We start from the raw sequence: 16,609 nt of genomic DNA on the forward strand, positions 1-16,609 counted from the left end.
CAAACGCCGGATGATACCACATTGGCGAGAGGGGCAGCAGTGAAGAGGGCTGGCATCGCCAGCCCCCGGTCGTGTCGTCCTCGGCTCAGTCGGCCGCGAATAGCGCCTTCATCTTCTGTGCATTGGGTTGTTCCACCACCCCACGCTCCGTGACGATCGCATCGATCAACCCTGCCGGGGTTACGTCGAAGGCCGGATTCCAGGCGGCGGCTCCCGGGGCAGCCACACGGCGACCAGCCAGTTCCAGTACTTCCTCCTGGCCGCGCTCCTCAATGGGAATCTCTGCGCCACTGGGCGCGTTCATGTCGATGGTGGTGGTAGGCGCCACCACCATGAACTTCACCCCATGATGACGGGCCAGCACCGCCAGACCATACGTGCCGATCTTGTTGGCCGCATCGCCATTGGCGGCAATCCGATCCGACCCGACAATGACCCAACCCACGCGACCCTCGCGCATCAGGCTGGCCGCCGCCCCCTCGCACATCAGACTCACGGGAATCCCGTCCTGCACCAGTTCCCAGGCAGTCAGGCGTGCGCCCTGCAACCAGGGGCGGGTCTCATCGGCATACACATGCCTGACCCGCCCCTGGGCGTAGGCACTGCGAATGACCCCCAGGGCCGTGCCATAGCCCCCCGTGGCCAGGGAACCGGTGTTGCAATGGGTGAGCACATCCCGTCCGTCCTGCAACAGGGCCGCCCCCAGGTCCCCCATGTGCCGGTTACCATCCACGTCCTCCTGGTGGATGCGCTCGGCCTCCGCCAGCAGGGCAGGCTCCGGGTCCTGGCCATCGGGCAGCCCTTCCATCACCTGCCCCATGCGTTCCAGGGCCCAAAACAGGTTCACCGCCGTGGGACGGGAGTCCGCCAGGGCCTTGAGATCGGCCGCCATGGACGCGCGCCAGCCCTGACCATCCTCGGACCAGGCGCTGCGCGCAGCCAGCACCACCGCGTAGGCAGCCGTCACACCGATCGCCGGGGCCCCGCGGACCACCATGTCACGGATGGCATCTGCCGCTGCCGTGGCCCTATCCGTTTCCAGATAGACGCTCTCATGGGGCAGCAGGCGCTGATCCAGCAGACTGAGGTGGGTACCGGTCCACTGGACCGCGCGAATGGAGTCGTGCGTGTGTGTGCTCATGGCATGTCGGGTTGGCGGTGGGTAGCCGCGTACTTTGCCAGGATATGCCGCCTCGTGCCACAGCCCGCTCCAGGCTGAATACTTGTCCAACCCTCCTGTAATCGTTATCTTGCGCGGATGCAAAGCGTCGACAAGATCATCACCCCCCGCTGGATCGTGCCAGTGGAGCCGGACGATACGGTGCTGGAAGGCTACAGCCTGGTGGTTCACGAAGGTCGCATCCTGGATCTGCTACCCACGGCGGAAGCAGAGTCGCGCTATCACGGCGAAACCCATCGACGCCTGAATCAGCATGCCCTGATCCCCGGCTTGGTGAACGCCCACACCCACTCCCCCATGACCCTGCTGCGCGGGCTGGCCGATGACCTGCCGCTGATGGACTGGCTGCAGAACCACATCTGGCCCGCCGAGGGGCGTTTCGTCGGCGAGGACTTTGTCCATGATGGCACCCTGCTGGCAGCGGCAGAGATGCTGCGCGGTGGCACCACCTGCTTCAACGACATGTATTTCTTCCCGGAGACCACCGCTCAGGTGAGCGGCCAGGTGGGCATCCGCGCTGCCATCGGCCTGATCGTCATCGACTTTCCCAGCGCCTGGGCGTCGCAGGCCTCCGAGTACATCGACAAGGGCCTGGACATCTTCGACCGTCACAAGGGCGAGGGCCTGCTGTCGTTCTGCTTTGCCCCCCACGCCCCCTACACCGTGGCCGATGAACCCCTCAAGCGCCTGGCCACCCTGGCCGCGGAACTGGACATGCCCGTGCACATGCACGTGCACGAGACGGCCCATGAACTGGAGGAATCCAAGGCCCGCTTTGGCGTCCATCCCCTGGAGCGCCTCGCGCAGCTGGGATTGGCCGGCCCCCACCTCATGGCCGTGCACATGACCCAACTGGAAGCCGGTGAGATCGCCCATCTGGCCGACGCCGGCACCCACGTGGTGCATTGCCCCGAATCCAACCTGAAGCTGGCCTCCGGATTCTGCCCTGTGCAGGCCCTGGTGGAGGCGGGTGTGAACGTGGCTTTGGGCACCGACGGCACGGCCAGCAATAACGACCTGGACATGTTCGGCGAGATGCGCACCGCCGCCTTGCTGGCCAAGGGCGTCAGCGGCAACGCCGCCGCCCTGCCCGCCCACACCGCGCTGCGCATGGCCACCCTCAACGGTGCCCGGGCCCTGGGCCTGGCGGATGAAATCGGCTCCCTCGTCCCGGGCAAGAGCGCGGACATGGTCGCCGTCAACCTGGGGGAACTGGAAAGTCAGCCCGTGTACGATCCTGTCTCTCATCTGGTGTATGCCGTGGGTCGTCACCAGGTCAGCGATACGTGGGTGGCAGGCCGCCCGCTGTTGCGGGATCGCCAACTCACCACCATTGATGAGACTCAGCTGCGCCAACGGATATCCCGTTGGCAGACCCGCATTGCAGAGGCCGACTGAGCCACCCAACCGACCCGTGATGACACCCCCAATGTCCGAGATACATACCAACGTCGACGCTGCCGAGATCGCCAAGTTTGATGACATGGCCCACCGCTGGTGGGACCCGGAGGGTGAATGCCGCCCCCTGCATGAAATCAACCCGCTCAGGCTGGACTACATCGAGGAACGCGCCGGCCTGCAGGACAGGAAGGTGCTGGACGTGGGCTGTGGCGGCGGCCTGCTGTCGGAGGCCATGGCCCGCCGGGGTGCCCAGGTCACCGGCATCGATATGGGTGAAAATGCCCTGGGTGTGGCGCGCCTGCACCTGCTGGAATCCGGCCTGGAAGTGGACTACCGGCAGAGTTCCGCCGAGGCCCTGGCGGCAGAGATGCCGGGCCAGTTCGACGTGATCACCTGCATGGAGATGCTGGAACACGTCCCCGACCCGGGCTCGGTGCTCGATGCCTGCGCGCGCCTGCTCAAGCCGGGCGGACATCTGTGCGTGGCTACCCTGAATCGCACACCCAAGTCATTTGCCATGGCCATCCTGGGGGCCGAATATCTGATGCGCATGCTGCCCCCCGGTACCCATGAGTACGCCCGCTTCATCCGTCCCTCGGAAATGGAGGCATGGATGCGGCAGGCCGGCTTGTCCCTGCGCAACCTCACAGGCATGCACTACGACCTGATCAATCGCAGCTACCGCCTGGGCCCGGGTGTCGATGTGAACTACCTGGCCCACGCCGTACGGGAAGACTGACCCTTGCGCACCATCCTGTTCGACCTGGACGGTACCCTGGCCGACACCGCCCCGGACCTGTATCACGCCCTGCACTGCCTGCAGCGGGAGCGGGGCCTGACGCCCCTGCCCTTCGAACAGGTCCGTGATCAGGTCTCCCACGGCACGTCGGCCCTGGTGACCCTGGGCTTCCCCGAGGCCGCCGGGGCCGTCTTCGATGGACTGCGGGAGCGCTTTATCGAGATTTACATGGCCCACATCCACCGGGAGAGTCGCCTGTTCCCTGGCATGGACGAGGTGCTGGAAGCCATTGAATCCCGAGGCATGAACTGGGGCGTGGTCACCAACAAGCCGGCCTTTCTCACCGATCCCCTGCTGCGCTCCATGGGCCTGTATGATCGTGCCGCCACGGTGATCAGTGGCGACACGACCGCAGAGTGCAAACCCCACCCCATGCCCATGCTGCTGGCCTGCGAGCAGTCTGGCAGCACCCCCGGGCAGTGCCTCTATATCGGTGACGCCCTGCGGGATATCCAGGCAGGACGGGCCGCGGGCATGCGCACGCTGGTGGCCCGCTACGGCTATATCGATGCCGCTCAGTCCCCGGAGACCTGGGGCGCTGACGGCTTCATCCAGCACCCCGGCGAGATCATGGACTGGTTGCCGGCTCAGGCGGGGCTCGGGCAGGCGTCGTGACCACCGAGGTCATCGCGGTATAGACACCCATTGGAACAATGGCCCCGAGCGCCGATCGGAGACAAGGAAAACCCACCCCATGCACACACGCCATCCCGCACTCAGGATCATCACCGCCCTGCTCGCCCTCACGGTGATCATCACGGCCTGGACCCTGGTGATCGACGCCGGGCGGGGGGTCGAGCAACGCCAGATGGAACAGGACGGAGTGCCGGTCACCCTGCTCCTGCCGAACAGTGCCAACCACGCCCCCGGCGTGGTGGTCGCTCATGGCTTTGCCGGTTCAGCCCAACTGATGCGTACCTGGGGACTGGCACTCGCCGATGCGGGCTTCGTGGTGGCCCTGCCTGACCTCAGTGGACATGGACGCAACCGCGCGCCGCTGGACTGGTGGAACGATCCCGAGCAGTTCCAGCGAGATGTGCGATCGGCCCTGGCGTTACTGGGCGAACAACCGGAGGTGGATGCCGGGCGACTGTCCCTCCTGGGCCACTCCCTGGGTGCCGGTGCCGTGATCGATGCGGCCATGGAAACCACCCAGCCAATCCGGGCCGTGGTGGCCGTGTCCCCCGGGCAGAGCGAAGTCACCCCGGAAAGCCCTCCCAACCTGCTGCTGATGGCCGGGGCCTGGGAAGGACCGTTCCTGGAGGCGGCGCAGACCCTGCTGGAAAAGGCCGGCGGCCCCGGGGGTGATCCGGCCGCAGGCACTGCCCGGGCCCTTGAGGTGATCCCTGGCGTGGAGCATATCGGTGTGCTGTTCAGCCCCCAGTCTCATACCGCCTCCATTGACTGGCTGGCCCAGGTCTCACAGATCGCCCCACCACAGGGCAACGGGGTGAGCCCCATGCTCTGGTGGCTGCTGAATCTTGTGGGGGTTCTCGTTCTCTGGCGTGCCCTGGCGCCCTTCTGGGTGGATGGCGATCGACTGCGCCTGGATACGGCCCAGGCAGAAATACAGGGGCGCACCCGGCGACCCTTGGTGCGAGCCGCCATCAGTGGGGTGCTGGCCACCCTGCTGCTCATTGGCATTGGGGAGGTGATCCATCTGGATGGCATCGGCGGGATCCTGGTCAGCCCCCAATTCGCCCTGTGGCTGGCCCTGGCCGGGGGTATCTGGCTGGCGCTGGGCACCCGTCCGCCCCGTCCTGAATGGCCCGACCTGGCCTGGGGTCCGATCATGCTGGGTGTGCTGGTGCTGGCCTTTGGGGTGATGGGAGCGGCCCTGTGGCTGGCCTGGTGGCCGCCGCTGCATCGACTGCCCTATCTACCCATCCTGACCCTGCTGATCCTGCCCTGGGCGGTTGCCTTTGCCACCGCCCTGCAGGGACGCACCGGCTGGCGGGGGCTGGGCGTCGGGTTGGGCGTGGCCCTGATCACCATGGTCACGGTGGGGGTCGCCGCAGCCATCGTCGATGGCATGATGTTCCTGCTGATCATCCTGCCCCTGCTGCCGGTGATGCTGGCCCTGCCCCTGCTGGTCAGCCGGCCGGTACAGCGCCCCTGGGCGGATGGCTTCGCCCTGGCCGCCTTCCTGGGCTGGACCCTGACGGTGATGTTCCCCCTGATCTAGCCCACCCCGTGGGAGCGGCCCTGGCCGCGAAGGGATGCATCGGCGGCCACCGCCATTCGCCGGCAAGGCCGGCTCACACAATCAGGACTCCCACAGAGGAGGACAGGGTTTGGTTCAGCGGTGAGTCAGGGTACCGCGCAGGGCGGATACATCCCCGGCACCGCTGGCAAACATGGCCACCCGCAGTTCCCTGAGCACCTGCGAGATGAAGCCATCCAGTGCCTCTGGCCCTTGGGCGGCCTTGATCAGAAACGGCCTGGCCATGGCGGCCACATTCGCGCCCAGGGCCAGGGCCTTGGCCACATCGAGCCCCGTGCGCAGCCCCCCGCAAGCGATCAGTGGGAGATCGGGGGCCACCCGCCGGACGTTGACAATGCTCTCAGCGGTGGGAATCCCCCACTCACCAAAGACCTGCCCCAGGTGCCTCTCCCCCTCGCCCTCGGTACACAGGGCCTCCACCCTGGCCCAGGAGGTACCGCCGGCACCGGCGCAATCCAGGCCGGCGACGCCACAGGCAGCCAGTTCGCGGGCCGCCTGCTCACTCAGCCCGAAACAGACCTCTCGGGCAAATACCGGGATGCCGTCGGCAGCCAGATCCTCGCAGAGCCGGGCCAGTCGGCCTGCCAACCCACGAAAATCCAGGTCACCCCCCTGCACCGCCTCCTGCATGGGGTTGAGATGCACGAACAGGGCATCGGCCCCAATCATCGCCACAGCACGACGTGCCTCCTCGGCCCCCCAGCCCTTGACCAGCTGGGCCCCGCCGATATTGGCAAAGAGCACGGCATCCGGGGCCTCGTCCCGCAACTGGAAATAGCGGGCCCGGGTCGAGTCCTCGATGGCCACCCGCTGACTTCCCACCCCCATGGGCAATCCCCAGCGCTGGGCAGCAGCGGCCAGGATACAGTTGAGTTCATGGGTGCGCGCATCACCCCCGGTCATGGGAGCCATCATCAAGGGGGCCCGCAAGGTGCGCCCGGCCAGTGAAACGGAAAGATCAATCTCGTCCAGACGCAGTTCGGGCAAGGCCTGATTGAGCAGATCATAACGCTCAAGGCCCGTGGACTTGCGGTAGCCCACGGGCCCCGAGAGACACACGTCCAGGTGACGGCCCTTGGATTCAGGATCCCGGCAATCATCACCCGAGGGTTCGCGCACCTCAAAGCCCATGAGTCACCAAAGCCGACGCCGGAGATCTGCCAGATGAGCTACCAGTCCGGCAAATAACCAAAGGGCAACCCAGGGCCAGGCGGACCCGGTCAAGGCGGCCCGGAGGGCCAGCAAAAGAAACCCACCGGCCAGGAGCGTGGTCGCAATCAAATCCACGGGAAACCCGCGCCCCGTGCGGCGATGCCACCAGAAGAGCAAGGCGCCTTCCAGCAGCATCGCCACAAGGATGAGATCAACGATGCGACCCGTGGCGAAGAGTTCCGACATGCGTGCCTTAAGGACGGATCACACCCGGGACAGCCCGAGCAGATGCCCCATATCCTTGAAGAAGATACGCATATGGGCGAGCGGCTTGGCCTTGACCAGTTTCTTGTACATGTAGGCCTGCCAGGTGAGTTCCTGCACGTCCTTGTCCCGACAGATGGCCACAAACCGTTCCCGGCGCTTGTCGCTGCTGTACCAGAAACGCTGCATGATCCCCAGGATCCAGAATATCTGCCCATGGGCCTTCATGAAGCGCTTGCGGGCCTGCTTGAGCATGGCCGGATTACCGGATTCCAGGAACGCGGCCACCGCCTCACCGGCCAGGCGGCCGCCCAGCATGGCGTAATAGATACCCTCGCCGGAGGCTGGTGCCACCACGCCCGCCGCATCCCCCGCCAGCAGCACATCCTTGCCGTTGTCCCAGCACTTCATGGGATACAGGGGGATCGGCGCGCCTTCGCGACGCAGGGTCTCGCAATCTTCCATGCCCGCCGACTTGCGCAGATCTGCCACAGCGCCCTTGAGGGAAAAACCCTTATGGGCCGACCCCACACCGACGCTTACCGTATCGCCGTGGGGGAACACCCAGGCGTAGAAGTCCGGAGACAGCTTGCCCTGGTAGTACACATCGCAACGCTCGGGATCAAACTCCGCATCGTTGGCGGTGGGACGGCTGATGATCTCGTGATAGGCAGCCACGTGCGGGATCTTTTCGGCACCAGGCACCTCCTGCCGGGCCACGGTGGAGCGTGCACCATCGGCACCGATCACCGCCCGGGCGCGCACCCCTACCTCTTCACCCGAGTCATCCTTGTAACGGACGATGGCGGTGCCGTCCCCGTCGCGATCAATCCGCTCGTAGGTGCCAGCACGTCGCTCTGCCCCCCCCTCGGCGGCACGCTTGCGCAGCCACTCGTCGAAGGTCTTGCGATCCACCATGCCCACGTAACCCCCCTGGATGGGCATGTCCACCTTGCGATCCTTGGGCGAAAACATGCGGGCGCAGCGGACCTTGGCCACCAGCACCGACTCGGGGAGTTCGAATTCGGTCATGGTCACCGGCGGGATCGCCCCACCACAGGGCTTGATACGCCCACCGCGGTCCAGCAGCAATACCTTGCGGCCCGCACGGGCCAGGTCGTTGGCCGCGGTCGCGCCCGCCGGGCCACCGCCCACGACAACAACATCAAAGGTCTGTGTTTCAGCCATTACATTCACCTGTTCCGGTTGCCGCGACGCCCAGGGTCACCCAGGGCCGCCGCAGGGAAAAGCGCGCCCCAGGGAGCGCGACGATGGAGACTGTGCCTGAGGGTCCAATCCGCCTGGGAACGCACACGGACCCGTACACCCGCGCGAGAAGGTATCAGGGACAGGATCGGGGAAAGATGACGCGGGACATGCAGGCCAGCTGCCCAGCTGACGCACCGGATACAAACAGACAAACGGTGGTCATTGAAGAGGCGCATCACCCTGGGTGAAGTCCGGTGCGCAGCTTGGGCATGCCAGACAGGGACCAGGAACGGCGCCTGGATCAAGCTCCGTTCACCTGCCCACCGGGTATTCACGACGCCATCAGGTCCATGCTGCTCAGGGCGAAGGCGGTGACCATCATGCCACTGACGTAGAGCGTGATGCCCGTGGCGTTGTACCACGGAGCCAGTTCCTTGGGCCGCTTGAGCAGACGCACCATGAGGCCAACCTGCACCACCAGCAATACAGCCACGGCGGCAGCGTAGATGGGAGCACCCCAGGTCAGCAGCAAGGCAACCACAATAAGTTGCGGGATGGCCATCACCCAGCAGGCCAGCTTGGCGGCGCGATCAACTCCGAGTTTTACCGGCAAGGAACCCAGGCCCATCTGCCGATCACCTTCCACGGACTTGAAGTCGTTGAGGGTCATGATGCCGTGAGCGCCAATACTGTAGAGAAGGGCCACGGCAATGATGCGCCAGTCGGGGAAGACACCCGCCATCACCACCACGCCGGTGAACCAGGGCACGCCCTCATAGCAGATGGCCACGGCGGAATTGCCCCACCACCCATTGCGCTTGAGGCGGGTTGGCGGGGCGCTGTAGGCCCAAGCCAGGATCAGACCGAAAACCGCAGCAATAAAACCCCAGATCCCCAGGACCGTGGCCAGTGCCAGGGAGGCCAGCGTCCAGAGAATGGCCAACCAGAGCCCCCATTGACCCGGGATACGACCAGAAGGGATCGGGCGATGAGGCTCATTGATGGCATCCACATGGCGATCAAACCAGTCGTTCACCACCTGGCTGGTGCCGCAGATGAGCGGGCCGGCCAGCATGACACCGACAATGATGAGAACCCAGCGTTCTCCCAGCGCCACACCGGCGGAGACCACGCCACACGCGTAGGCCCACATGGGCGGAAACCAGGTGACCGGATGAGTGACTTCAAGAATGGCACGGGGCTGAGGGAGCGACATGGCGGCTAAATTATACGCGCCCCCCCCTTTCGTCAAGCACCATTTACACCCCGCGGAGACACCATAAGTAATGACAAATGGACACCCCACAAAGGGCGTCACGCCACGCCTTGACAGAGGTCAAGCTTCAGAGCTTTTCCTCGTTCTCCTGGGCCAGGTGACCCAAACCATAACGGCGCAACTTCACATAGAAACTCTGCCGGCTCAGCCCCAGCATCTCGGCCGCCGAAGCCCGGTTGTCATTGGTGAGTTCCAGGGCTGCCTCGATGCACAGTCGTTCGATCATGTCCGTGCTCTCGCGCACCAGATCCTTGAGGGGGACCCGGCCCACCAATTCAGTGAGCTGCTCCACGGAGCGGGGACCATCACGACTCACCCGGGTCTCGCGCGCCAGACGTGAACCCACGTTACGAATGGTAAATCCCAGACAGGGCTCCTCGAGGCCGAGCACCGCCACCGCGGAAATCTCCACCTCGGAAGCAGACCCGTACTCACCGCGCAGCGCCGTGGCAAACAGCCTCACCGCGCCGTGTTCACGCAGGTTGCCGATCAGCACGCCAAGGTCCACGCCGGGGCGTCCCAGCCAGCGGCCCAGGGATTCCCCACGGGCCTGCTCTTCCGTGGGCAGTTGCGCCATCTCGAGAAAGGCCGGGTTGGCACTGAGAATGCGCCCGCTCATGTCGGTGACCACAAAGCCATCCGGGGCCCGCTCCACCATACTCAAGACGCGGGACGCACTTTGCGGCCCCACGGAGGCCAGAGCCTCGGCACGAGGACAACGCAGACGCACAAGAAAATGGGAGGCGTTGTCCTGACGGAACAACGAAGCAGAAATCATGAATGCCTGTTCGCCACCCAGGGAACAGACCGATATATCCTCGGCCCGACCGGTGGCACGCACGGTGGCCAGCATATCCTGAACCATCTGGGTATTTTCCAGATCGAAACCTTCCGGAAAGACCCTCCCGACCAATTTATGGGACGCATCCCCCAGCAGTTCGCCTGCCGCGGGGTTGGCCTCCACCACCTTATGGGTTGCCGCATCCATGATCAGTACCGCCTCGGAAGACACCTGAAACAGCAGGCGATACCGGGTCTCGGCATGACGCAGACGGGCATACTCCCGCTCCATGGATTGCTGCGCCTCAACGAGGCGTCGCTGCAGTGCCGCCACACCTCGCAGATCCCGCCCCATGGCCACCACACGCCCGCCTTCCCCCACCTGAATGGCGGAGTACATGACCGGCACATCCTGGCCGCGACTGGAAGGATGATTGACCTGGCGCCAGCGCACATTGCTGGGCGAGGACGCATCACGAAGCAGGGCCTCAATCTTGCCTCGACTCTCCACCGTGACTGTATCCACCCATGGCTTCCCCACCCACTGCCCGTACCCTTCCATGGTGAGATCATCACTGCCCAGGGCCAAATCGCGGATGACACCGGTCTCATCGAGCACCAGGGAAACATCGGCCGCCGTCGCCACCAGGGAGGCGACTTCGTCGGGTTCCAGGTCACCGAGCACCTGCTTGGGGGCTTTGAACGGCTTCACGAGCTCCACGCTTATCGGTTTCAAATCCTGGTTGGAAACATCATATCGGCCCCATATCCCTGGTGAAGCAGCCGGTGCGTCGTGCCAGCATGGCCTCCGCCCTCCGCACTGCCGAGGCGCCGTCCTGGGCCGTCTCATCCGCACCCACCACCGACACCAGTTGAGGGTTTTCGGTAAACAGCCGCCCCCCGACAATGATTCCTACGGAAGCATTGCGCGACACGCGCCGCACCCCGCGCACAGTGGTGGTGACCTTGTCGAGCAGGGTCTGACAACTGACCGACAAGGCCACTATGTCAAACCATTCCTGGCGCACCAGATGGTTCAGATCCCGCATGGACAGGGAAGGGTCACAGGTGACATCCCAGCCCTCGCGGCGGAAAAATTCGGAAATCATCATCAAACCGAAGGTGTGCTGCTCTCCGGGAATGGGGGACATGAGAATGCGCTTGCCGCTCACCCTGTGCGGATCCACCTCACCCTCAAAGGCGCCGCCCAACTCCCGGAGGACGTGCTGCAGGCGGCACAACCCCACGGTGACTTCGGTGAAATCGGCCTGATCCTCCTCCCACAACTCGCCCAACCGCTTTGCCGTGGGGGCCAGCAGGTGAACGAACACACTTTCCAGGGCGGTTCCCTGAGCCCTCAGGGTGTCTACATAAGCCAGCGCCGCGGCGGCGTCATGCTCGATCACCATCCGCGAGAACTCCTCCACCACCGGCACACCGATGGACACCCCTTCAGGATCCCCCGGGACATCCTTCGCCGCGCTGCCGCGGACCGCCTCTTCCGAGCGATGCGCCATCATCAGGCGCGGAATAATCTCGCCCTCAATGACGTGGGACAACTCCTTTCGCATGGACTCGGGACACATTCGGTGGGTGCCTGGCACCGGCGACCGGCAGGCACCTTCAGCTTGTCCGCCTCGCTGGGTCGCGCCACTCCGCTCGGCTTCACCTCCCGGATTCAGTGAGGACTCCCCACCCTCGCGACCAAGCTGACGTCTCGCAGTGACCATACATCTCCCCCCAGGGCTGAAAGCGGGCCGCCTGGACTGACGCGACCCTCTCACCCGTCCGGAAAACCTGACCACCGATCCGGGCTTGTCAACGGAGGCAGTTTAGCAGGCCTGCGGGTATTTTCACCTACGAAAATCATGGTTACGACATCCGGGAATGTCAACCAATCCTTACGTCCAGCTTGATTGACAAAGCCAGGGGGCTTGTACAAACTCAGCGCACCACGTTGAGTTGACTGGAGAAATACCCGATGCAGCATGCCGGAGCCGGGGATCGCAAGCCCCGCCCCCTGTACACCCCCGAGCAGCGTCGGCGGCGGGATGAAACCCCGTGGACACTCGTGCAAGGTATCCTGGCACCGCTGCAGTTCCTGGTCTTCATCATCAGTACCTGGCTGGTGGTGCGATACCTGACCACGGGGGAAGGCCTGTGGCTCGCTCACGCCTCCATCGTCGTCAAGACGTTCATCCTTTACACCATCATGATCACCGGCGCGATCTGGGAGAAGGTTGTCTTCGGCCATTACCTGTTTGCCAAGGCCTTCTTCTGGGAAGACATGGTGAGCATGCTGGTGATTGCCCTGCACACCGTCTACATGGCGTCGCTGTTCTGGAACTTCATGAGCGCGGAACAGCAGATGTATCTGGCACTCGTGGCTTATACCGTCTACGTGGTCAATGCGGCACAGTTCCTGATTAAATTGCGCGCTGCCCGCCTGGGCGAAGCCGAGGCGAAAAAGGCCCGAGCAGCAGCCTCCGGCCAGGAGTCCGCCAAATGACAGGCGCACCGCAACCTTCCGTCAGCGACGGCTCGGAGCAGACCGTGGACTTTTCCATTATCCGTGAACGGGGTCAGCATGAAGTCTTCTGCGGCCTGACCAGCATCATCTGGCTGCATCGCAAGATTCAGGATGCCTTTTTCCTGGTGGTGGGTTCACGTACCTGCGCCCACCTGATGCAATCGGCAGCCGGCGTCATGATCTTTGCCGAACCCCGTTTTGGCACGGCCCTGATCGAGGAGCGCGACCTGGCCGGACTGGCGGATGCCAACGAAGAGCTGGATCGCGTCGTCGCGCGACTGCTGGAGCGGCGCCCGGATATTCGCATGCTGTTCCTGGTGGGGTCCTGTCCCTCCGAGGTCATCAAGCTGGATCTTGCCAAGGCCGCTTCCCGCCTGTCCCAGCAGTACATGCCCCAGGTGCGGGTGCTCAACTATACCGGCAGTGGTATCGAGACCACCTTCACTCAGGGTGAGGATACCTGCCTCGCCGCCCTGGTGCCGGAACTCCCCCGGGAGACCGAGGCCGACCCAGCCTCCCTGCTGGTGGTAGGCTCGCTGGCTGACATCGTCGAGGATCAGTTCACCCGGTTGTTCGCCGAGATGGGCATCCATGAGGTGCGCTATCTGCCAGCCCGACGCTCGGATCAACTGCCGGCCGTCGGTCCCAACACGCGGTATATCCTGGCGCAGCCCTTCCTGAATGAGACCGCGCGCGCCCTGGAGGGCCTGGGCGCCACACGTCTGCCCGCCCCTTTCCCGCTGGGCGTGGAAGGAACCACCGGATGGCTGCGAGCCGCGGCCGATGCCTTTGGAGTGGATGCGGGGCTCTTCGATCGCGTCACCACACCGGGGATTGAGCGGGCGCAACGCGGTCTGTCTCATATCACTGAGGAACTCAAGGGCAAGCGCATCTTCCTGTTTCCGGATTCCCAGCTGGAAATCCCCCTGGCTCGTTTTCTGCACCGTGAGGCGGGCATGGAACTGGTGGAAGTCGGTACGCCCTACCTGCATCGCCAGCATCTGGCCGAAGAGTTGGCCATGCTGCCAAAAGATACCTGCCTGAGCGAAGGACAGCACCTGGACAAGCAACTGGACCGCTGCCGCGAGGCACACCCGGACGTGGTGGTCTGCGGCCTGGGTCTGGCGAACCCGCTGGAGGCGGAAGGCATGACAACCAAGTGGTCGATCGAACTGGTCTTCACCCCGATTCAGGGCTACGATCAGGCGGCCGACCTTGCTGAACTATTTGCCCGACCGCTGATGCGCCGGGCCAAATTGAGGGTCTGATTCGTGCAACTGACGGTATGGACCTATGAAGGGCCACCCCACGTGGGCGCCATGCGCGTGGCCACCGGCATGGAACGGCTGCACTATGTCCTGCATGCTCCCCAGGGAGACACCTATGCGGACCTGCTGTTCACCATGATTGAACGGCGCAATCAGCGCCCTCCGGTGACCTACACCACATTCCAGGCCCGCGACCTGGGCCAGGATACGGCAGAGTTGTTCCGCAACACGGCCATTGAGGCCTATGAGCGCTTCAAACCCCAGGCCCTGCTGGTGGGATCATCCTGCACCGCCGAACTGATCCAGGACGACCCGGGCGGCCTGTCCCAGACACTCGGCCTGCCGGTGCCGGCCATCCCCCTGGAATTGCCTTCCTATTCACGCAAGGAAAACTGGGGGGCCTCGGAAACCTTTTATCAATTGGTGCGTTCCCTGGCCGGCAATGCCGATGCCCGCCCCGCGGACGATGCCGGTTCTCGTCGGCCCCGCTGCAACCTGCTCGGCGCCACGGCCCTGGGCTTTCGCCACCGGGATGACATCCAGGAAATCACCCAATTGCTGGGCAGCCTGGGGATCGATGTCCATGTGACGGCTCCCATGGGGGCCACTCCGGCCGACATCGCCCGCCTGGGCGAGGCCGACTTCAACGTGGTCCTCTATCCGGAGATCGCCCAGACCGCGGCCAAATGGCTCGAGCGGACCTTCAAACAACCCTACACGCGCGTGACCCCCATCGGTGTACGCGCCACCCGGGAATTCATTCAGGAAGTTGCCGAGATCGCCAAGGTGGACCCCGCACCCGCCCTGGAGAACGCACAGTCGCGCCTGCCCTGGTATTCCCGTTCGGTGGACTCCAACTACCTGACCGGAAAACGCGTCTTCATCTTCGGCGACGCTACCCACGCGGTGGCCGCTGCCCGTGTGGCCACCGAGGAATTCGGCTTCAAGGTGGTCGGCCTGGGCACCTACAGTCGCGAGTTTGCCCGCGAGGTGCGTGAGGCTGCCAAGCTCTATGACGTCACCCCGCTGATCACCGATGACTATCTTGAAGTGGAGGCCCAGGTGGCGGAGTTGCAGCCCGAGTTGGTGCTGGGCACCCAGATGGAACGACACATCTCCAAACGCCTGGGCGTGGGCTGCGCCGTCATCTCCGCCCCCGTCCATGTGCAGGACTTCCCGGCCCGCTACGCACCGCAGATGGGCTTTGGCGGCGCCAATGTACTCTTCGATACCTGGGTTCACCCCCTGATGATGGGTCTTGAAGAGCACCTGCTGGGCATGTTCCGGGAAGACTTCGAATTCCACGCTGAAGCCGCCCCCTCACATCTGGGTGGCACCGGCACGACGGAACGCCGTGTGGCGACAAGTTCGGCCGAAGCGCACACCGAGGCTACCCCGGCCGAAACCGCTCCCGAGCCCGTCCAGGACGGCGAACCCGTGTGGACAGCCGATGCCGAGAAGGAGCTTCGCAAGATCCCCTTCTTCGTGCGCGGCAAGGCCCGTCGCAACACTGAACGCTTTGCCAAGGAAAAGGGTCTCCACGAGATCTCCATCGACACGCTGTATGACGCCAAGGCCCACTTCGGGCGCTAATGCGTTAGCCAAGCCAACGGATTCCACTGATGCCAACGCCCTCTTATCAAAAACGCCGAGGTCAGCTCGAGACCTACTTCGACCGCACCGCGGTGGATGCCTGGAAAAAGCTGACCTCCGACACCCCCGTCGGCCGGGTGCGCGCCACTGTGCGTGCCGGGCGCGAAGAGATGCGCAACACCCTGCTGGACTGGCTGCCTGACGACCTCAGTGGCAAATGGTTGCTGGATGCAGGCTGTGGCACCGGCATGCTCTCTGTGGCTGCCGCCCAACGTGGCGCCCAGGTGGTGGCCATCGATCTGGCCGGTAACCTGGTGGACATGGCCCGGGAACGCGCCGAGGCCGAAGATCTGGGCGAAGGTCGAATCGACTTTCGTGTGGGCGACTTTCTCAAACCCGAACTGGGTGAGTTTGATTATGTGGTGGCCATGGATTCGTTCATCCATTACAAGGACCATGACATCGTGGGTGTTCTGGCAGGTCTCACGGTGCGCACCCATGCTGCCATCCTGTTCACCTTCGCCCCACGCACGCCCGCCCTGTCAGTGATGCACGCCGTGGGCAAACTGTTCCCCAAGAGCGACCGTTCCCCCGCGATTGAGCCGGTAGCCGAGAAGAAGCTCCTGCGCCTGATCAGCGAAGAGCCGTCCCTGGACGAATGGAGTGCGGAGCGTACACGGCGGATTTCCCGGGGCTTTTATACCTCACAGGCCCTCGAACTCAAGCGCGGATCTTCCAGCTGATCCGCCCTGTTCCCAGCCTTTGACCGGTGAAGCTGATCCAGATCATGCTCAAGCCAGCTCGCGCCAACACCCCGACGATTTGTCTGGCATTATCCCGAAGTAGCGCTCCAAAGCTCGCTCATGCCCGTGTGGCAGCCCAAGCCCCGGAGCGTTTGGGAAAGCAGGAATTTTCGGGTCAGGGGGGGCCTCT

General features: G+C 64.2%; 15 protein-coding genes. 8 read left to right on the forward strand and 7 right to left on the reverse strand.

What is annotated here, in order from left to right:
• Positions 1–85: 85 nt before the first annotated feature.
• Positions 86–1,141: an S-methyl-5-thioribose-1-phosphate isomerase gene (mtnA, locus tag LPW29_RS07590; RefSeq protein WP_238627515.1), complete on the reverse strand. Its 1,056-nt coding sequence runs from the start codon at positions 1,139–1,141 to the stop codon at positions 86–88.
• Positions 1,142–1,258: 117 nt separating this feature from the next.
• On the opposite strand from mtnA, the gene LPW29_RS07595 reads away from it, so the two are divergent.
• The 4 genes from LPW29_RS07595 to LPW29_RS07610 all read left to right on the forward strand — a co-directional run bounded on the left by LPW29_RS07595 (position 1,259) and on the right by LPW29_RS07610 (position 5,565).
• Positions 1,259–2,578 carry a TRZ/ATZ family hydrolase gene (locus LPW29_RS07595; protein WP_238627516.1) on the forward strand — a complete coding sequence of 440 codons (1,320 nt, stop codon included), beginning with the start codon at positions 1,259–1,261 and terminating at the stop codon, positions 2,576–2,578.
• A 31-nt stretch (positions 2,579–2,609) separates the two neighbouring features.
• Positions 2,610–3,320 (forward strand): bifunctional 2-polyprenyl-6-hydroxyphenol methylase/3-demethylubiquinol 3-O-methyltransferase UbiG, encoded by a 711-nt coding sequence (gene ubiG, locus LPW29_RS07600; RefSeq protein WP_177169813.1) that lies wholly within the window; start codon positions 2,610–2,612, stop codon positions 3,318–3,320.
• 3 nt (positions 3,321–3,323) lie between these two features.
• Entirely contained in the window at positions 3,324–3,995 is a 672-nt protein-coding gene (locus tag LPW29_RS07605; protein WP_238627517.1) for an HAD family hydrolase, read from the forward strand.
• 79 nt (positions 3,996–4,074) lie between these two features.
• Entirely contained in the window at positions 4,075–5,565 is a 1,491-nt protein-coding gene (locus LPW29_RS07610; protein ID WP_238627518.1) for an alpha/beta hydrolase, read from the forward strand.
• A 114-nt stretch (positions 5,566–5,679) separates the two neighbouring features.
• Here LPW29_RS07610 and fni read toward each other — a convergent pair whose 3' ends face one another.
• The 6 genes from fni to LPW29_RS07640 all read right to left on the reverse strand — a co-directional run bounded on the left by fni (position 5,680) and on the right by LPW29_RS07640 (position 11,856).
• A complete protein-coding gene (fni, locus tag LPW29_RS07615) occupies positions 5,680–6,735 on the reverse strand; it encodes a type 2 isopentenyl-diphosphate Delta-isomerase (protein ID WP_090250372.1) in 1,056 nt (351 codons plus the stop codon).
• Positions 6,736–6,738: 3 nt separating this feature from the next.
• A complete protein-coding gene (locus LPW29_RS07620; protein WP_238627519.1) occupies positions 6,739–7,002 on the reverse strand; it encodes a hypothetical protein in 264 nt (87 codons plus the stop codon).
• Between the two features lie 18 nt (positions 7,003–7,020).
• The gene (locus tag LPW29_RS07625) at positions 7,021–8,208 is read right to left on the reverse strand and encodes a geranylgeranyl diphosphate reductase (RefSeq protein WP_090250368.1); all 1,188 of its coding nucleotides are present in this window, start codon (positions 8,206–8,208) and stop codon (positions 7,021–7,023) included.
• Positions 8,209–8,560: 352 nt separating this feature from the next.
• Positions 8,561–9,445, reverse strand: a complete 885-nt coding sequence (gene chlG, locus LPW29_RS07630; protein WP_238627520.1) for a chlorophyll synthase ChlG — start codon at positions 9,443–9,445, stop codon at positions 8,561–8,563.
• Between the two features lie 127 nt (positions 9,446–9,572).
• On the reverse strand, positions 9,573–10,997 hold the full coding sequence (gene ppsR / locus LPW29_RS07635) for a transcriptional regulator PpsR (RefSeq protein ID WP_238627521.1): 1,425 nt from the start codon (positions 10,995–10,997) through the stop codon (positions 9,573–9,575).
• Between the two features lie 40 nt (positions 10,998–11,037).
• On the reverse strand, positions 11,038–11,856 hold the full coding sequence (locus tag LPW29_RS07640; protein WP_238627522.1) for a cobalamin B12-binding domain-containing protein: 819 nt from the start codon (positions 11,854–11,856) through the stop codon (positions 11,038–11,040).
• A 410-nt stretch (positions 11,857–12,266) separates the two neighbouring features.
• Between LPW29_RS07640 and bchF the strand changes: the two genes are divergently transcribed.
• Genes bchF through bchM form a run of 4 tightly spaced genes read left to right on the forward strand, consistent with a single transcriptional unit; the run spans position 12,267 to position 16,419 of the window.
• Positions 12,267–12,794 carry a 2-vinyl bacteriochlorophyllide hydratase gene (bchF, locus tag LPW29_RS07645; protein WP_238627523.1) on the forward strand — a complete coding sequence of 176 codons (528 nt, stop codon included), beginning with the start codon at positions 12,267–12,269 and terminating at the stop codon, positions 12,792–12,794.
• Positions 12,791–14,083, forward strand: coding sequence for a ferredoxin:protochlorophyllide reductase (ATP-dependent) subunit N (locus LPW29_RS07650; protein WP_090250357.1), 1,293 nt, complete (start codon positions 12,791–12,793; stop codon positions 14,081–14,083). The genes bchF and LPW29_RS07650 overlap by 4 nt, the downstream gene beginning before the upstream one ends.
• 3 nt (positions 14,084–14,086) lie before the next feature.
• Positions 14,087–15,676, forward strand: a complete 1,590-nt coding sequence (gene bchB / locus LPW29_RS07655) for a ferredoxin:protochlorophyllide reductase (ATP-dependent) subunit B (RefSeq protein WP_238627524.1) — start codon at positions 14,087–14,089, stop codon at positions 15,674–15,676.
• Between the two features lie 29 nt (positions 15,677–15,705).
• Complete coding sequence (gene bchM, locus LPW29_RS07660; protein ID WP_090250351.1) at positions 15,706–16,419, forward strand: magnesium protoporphyrin IX methyltransferase; 714 nt, start codon at positions 15,706–15,708, stop codon at positions 16,417–16,419.
• Positions 16,420–16,609: the final 190 nt, after the last annotated feature.

The sequence above is a fragment of the Ectothiorhodospira sp. 9100 genome (assembly GCF_022227565.1).
Lineage (GTDB): Bacteria > Pseudomonadota > Gammaproteobacteria > Ectothiorhodospirales > Ectothiorhodospiraceae > Ectothiorhodospira > Ectothiorhodospira marina.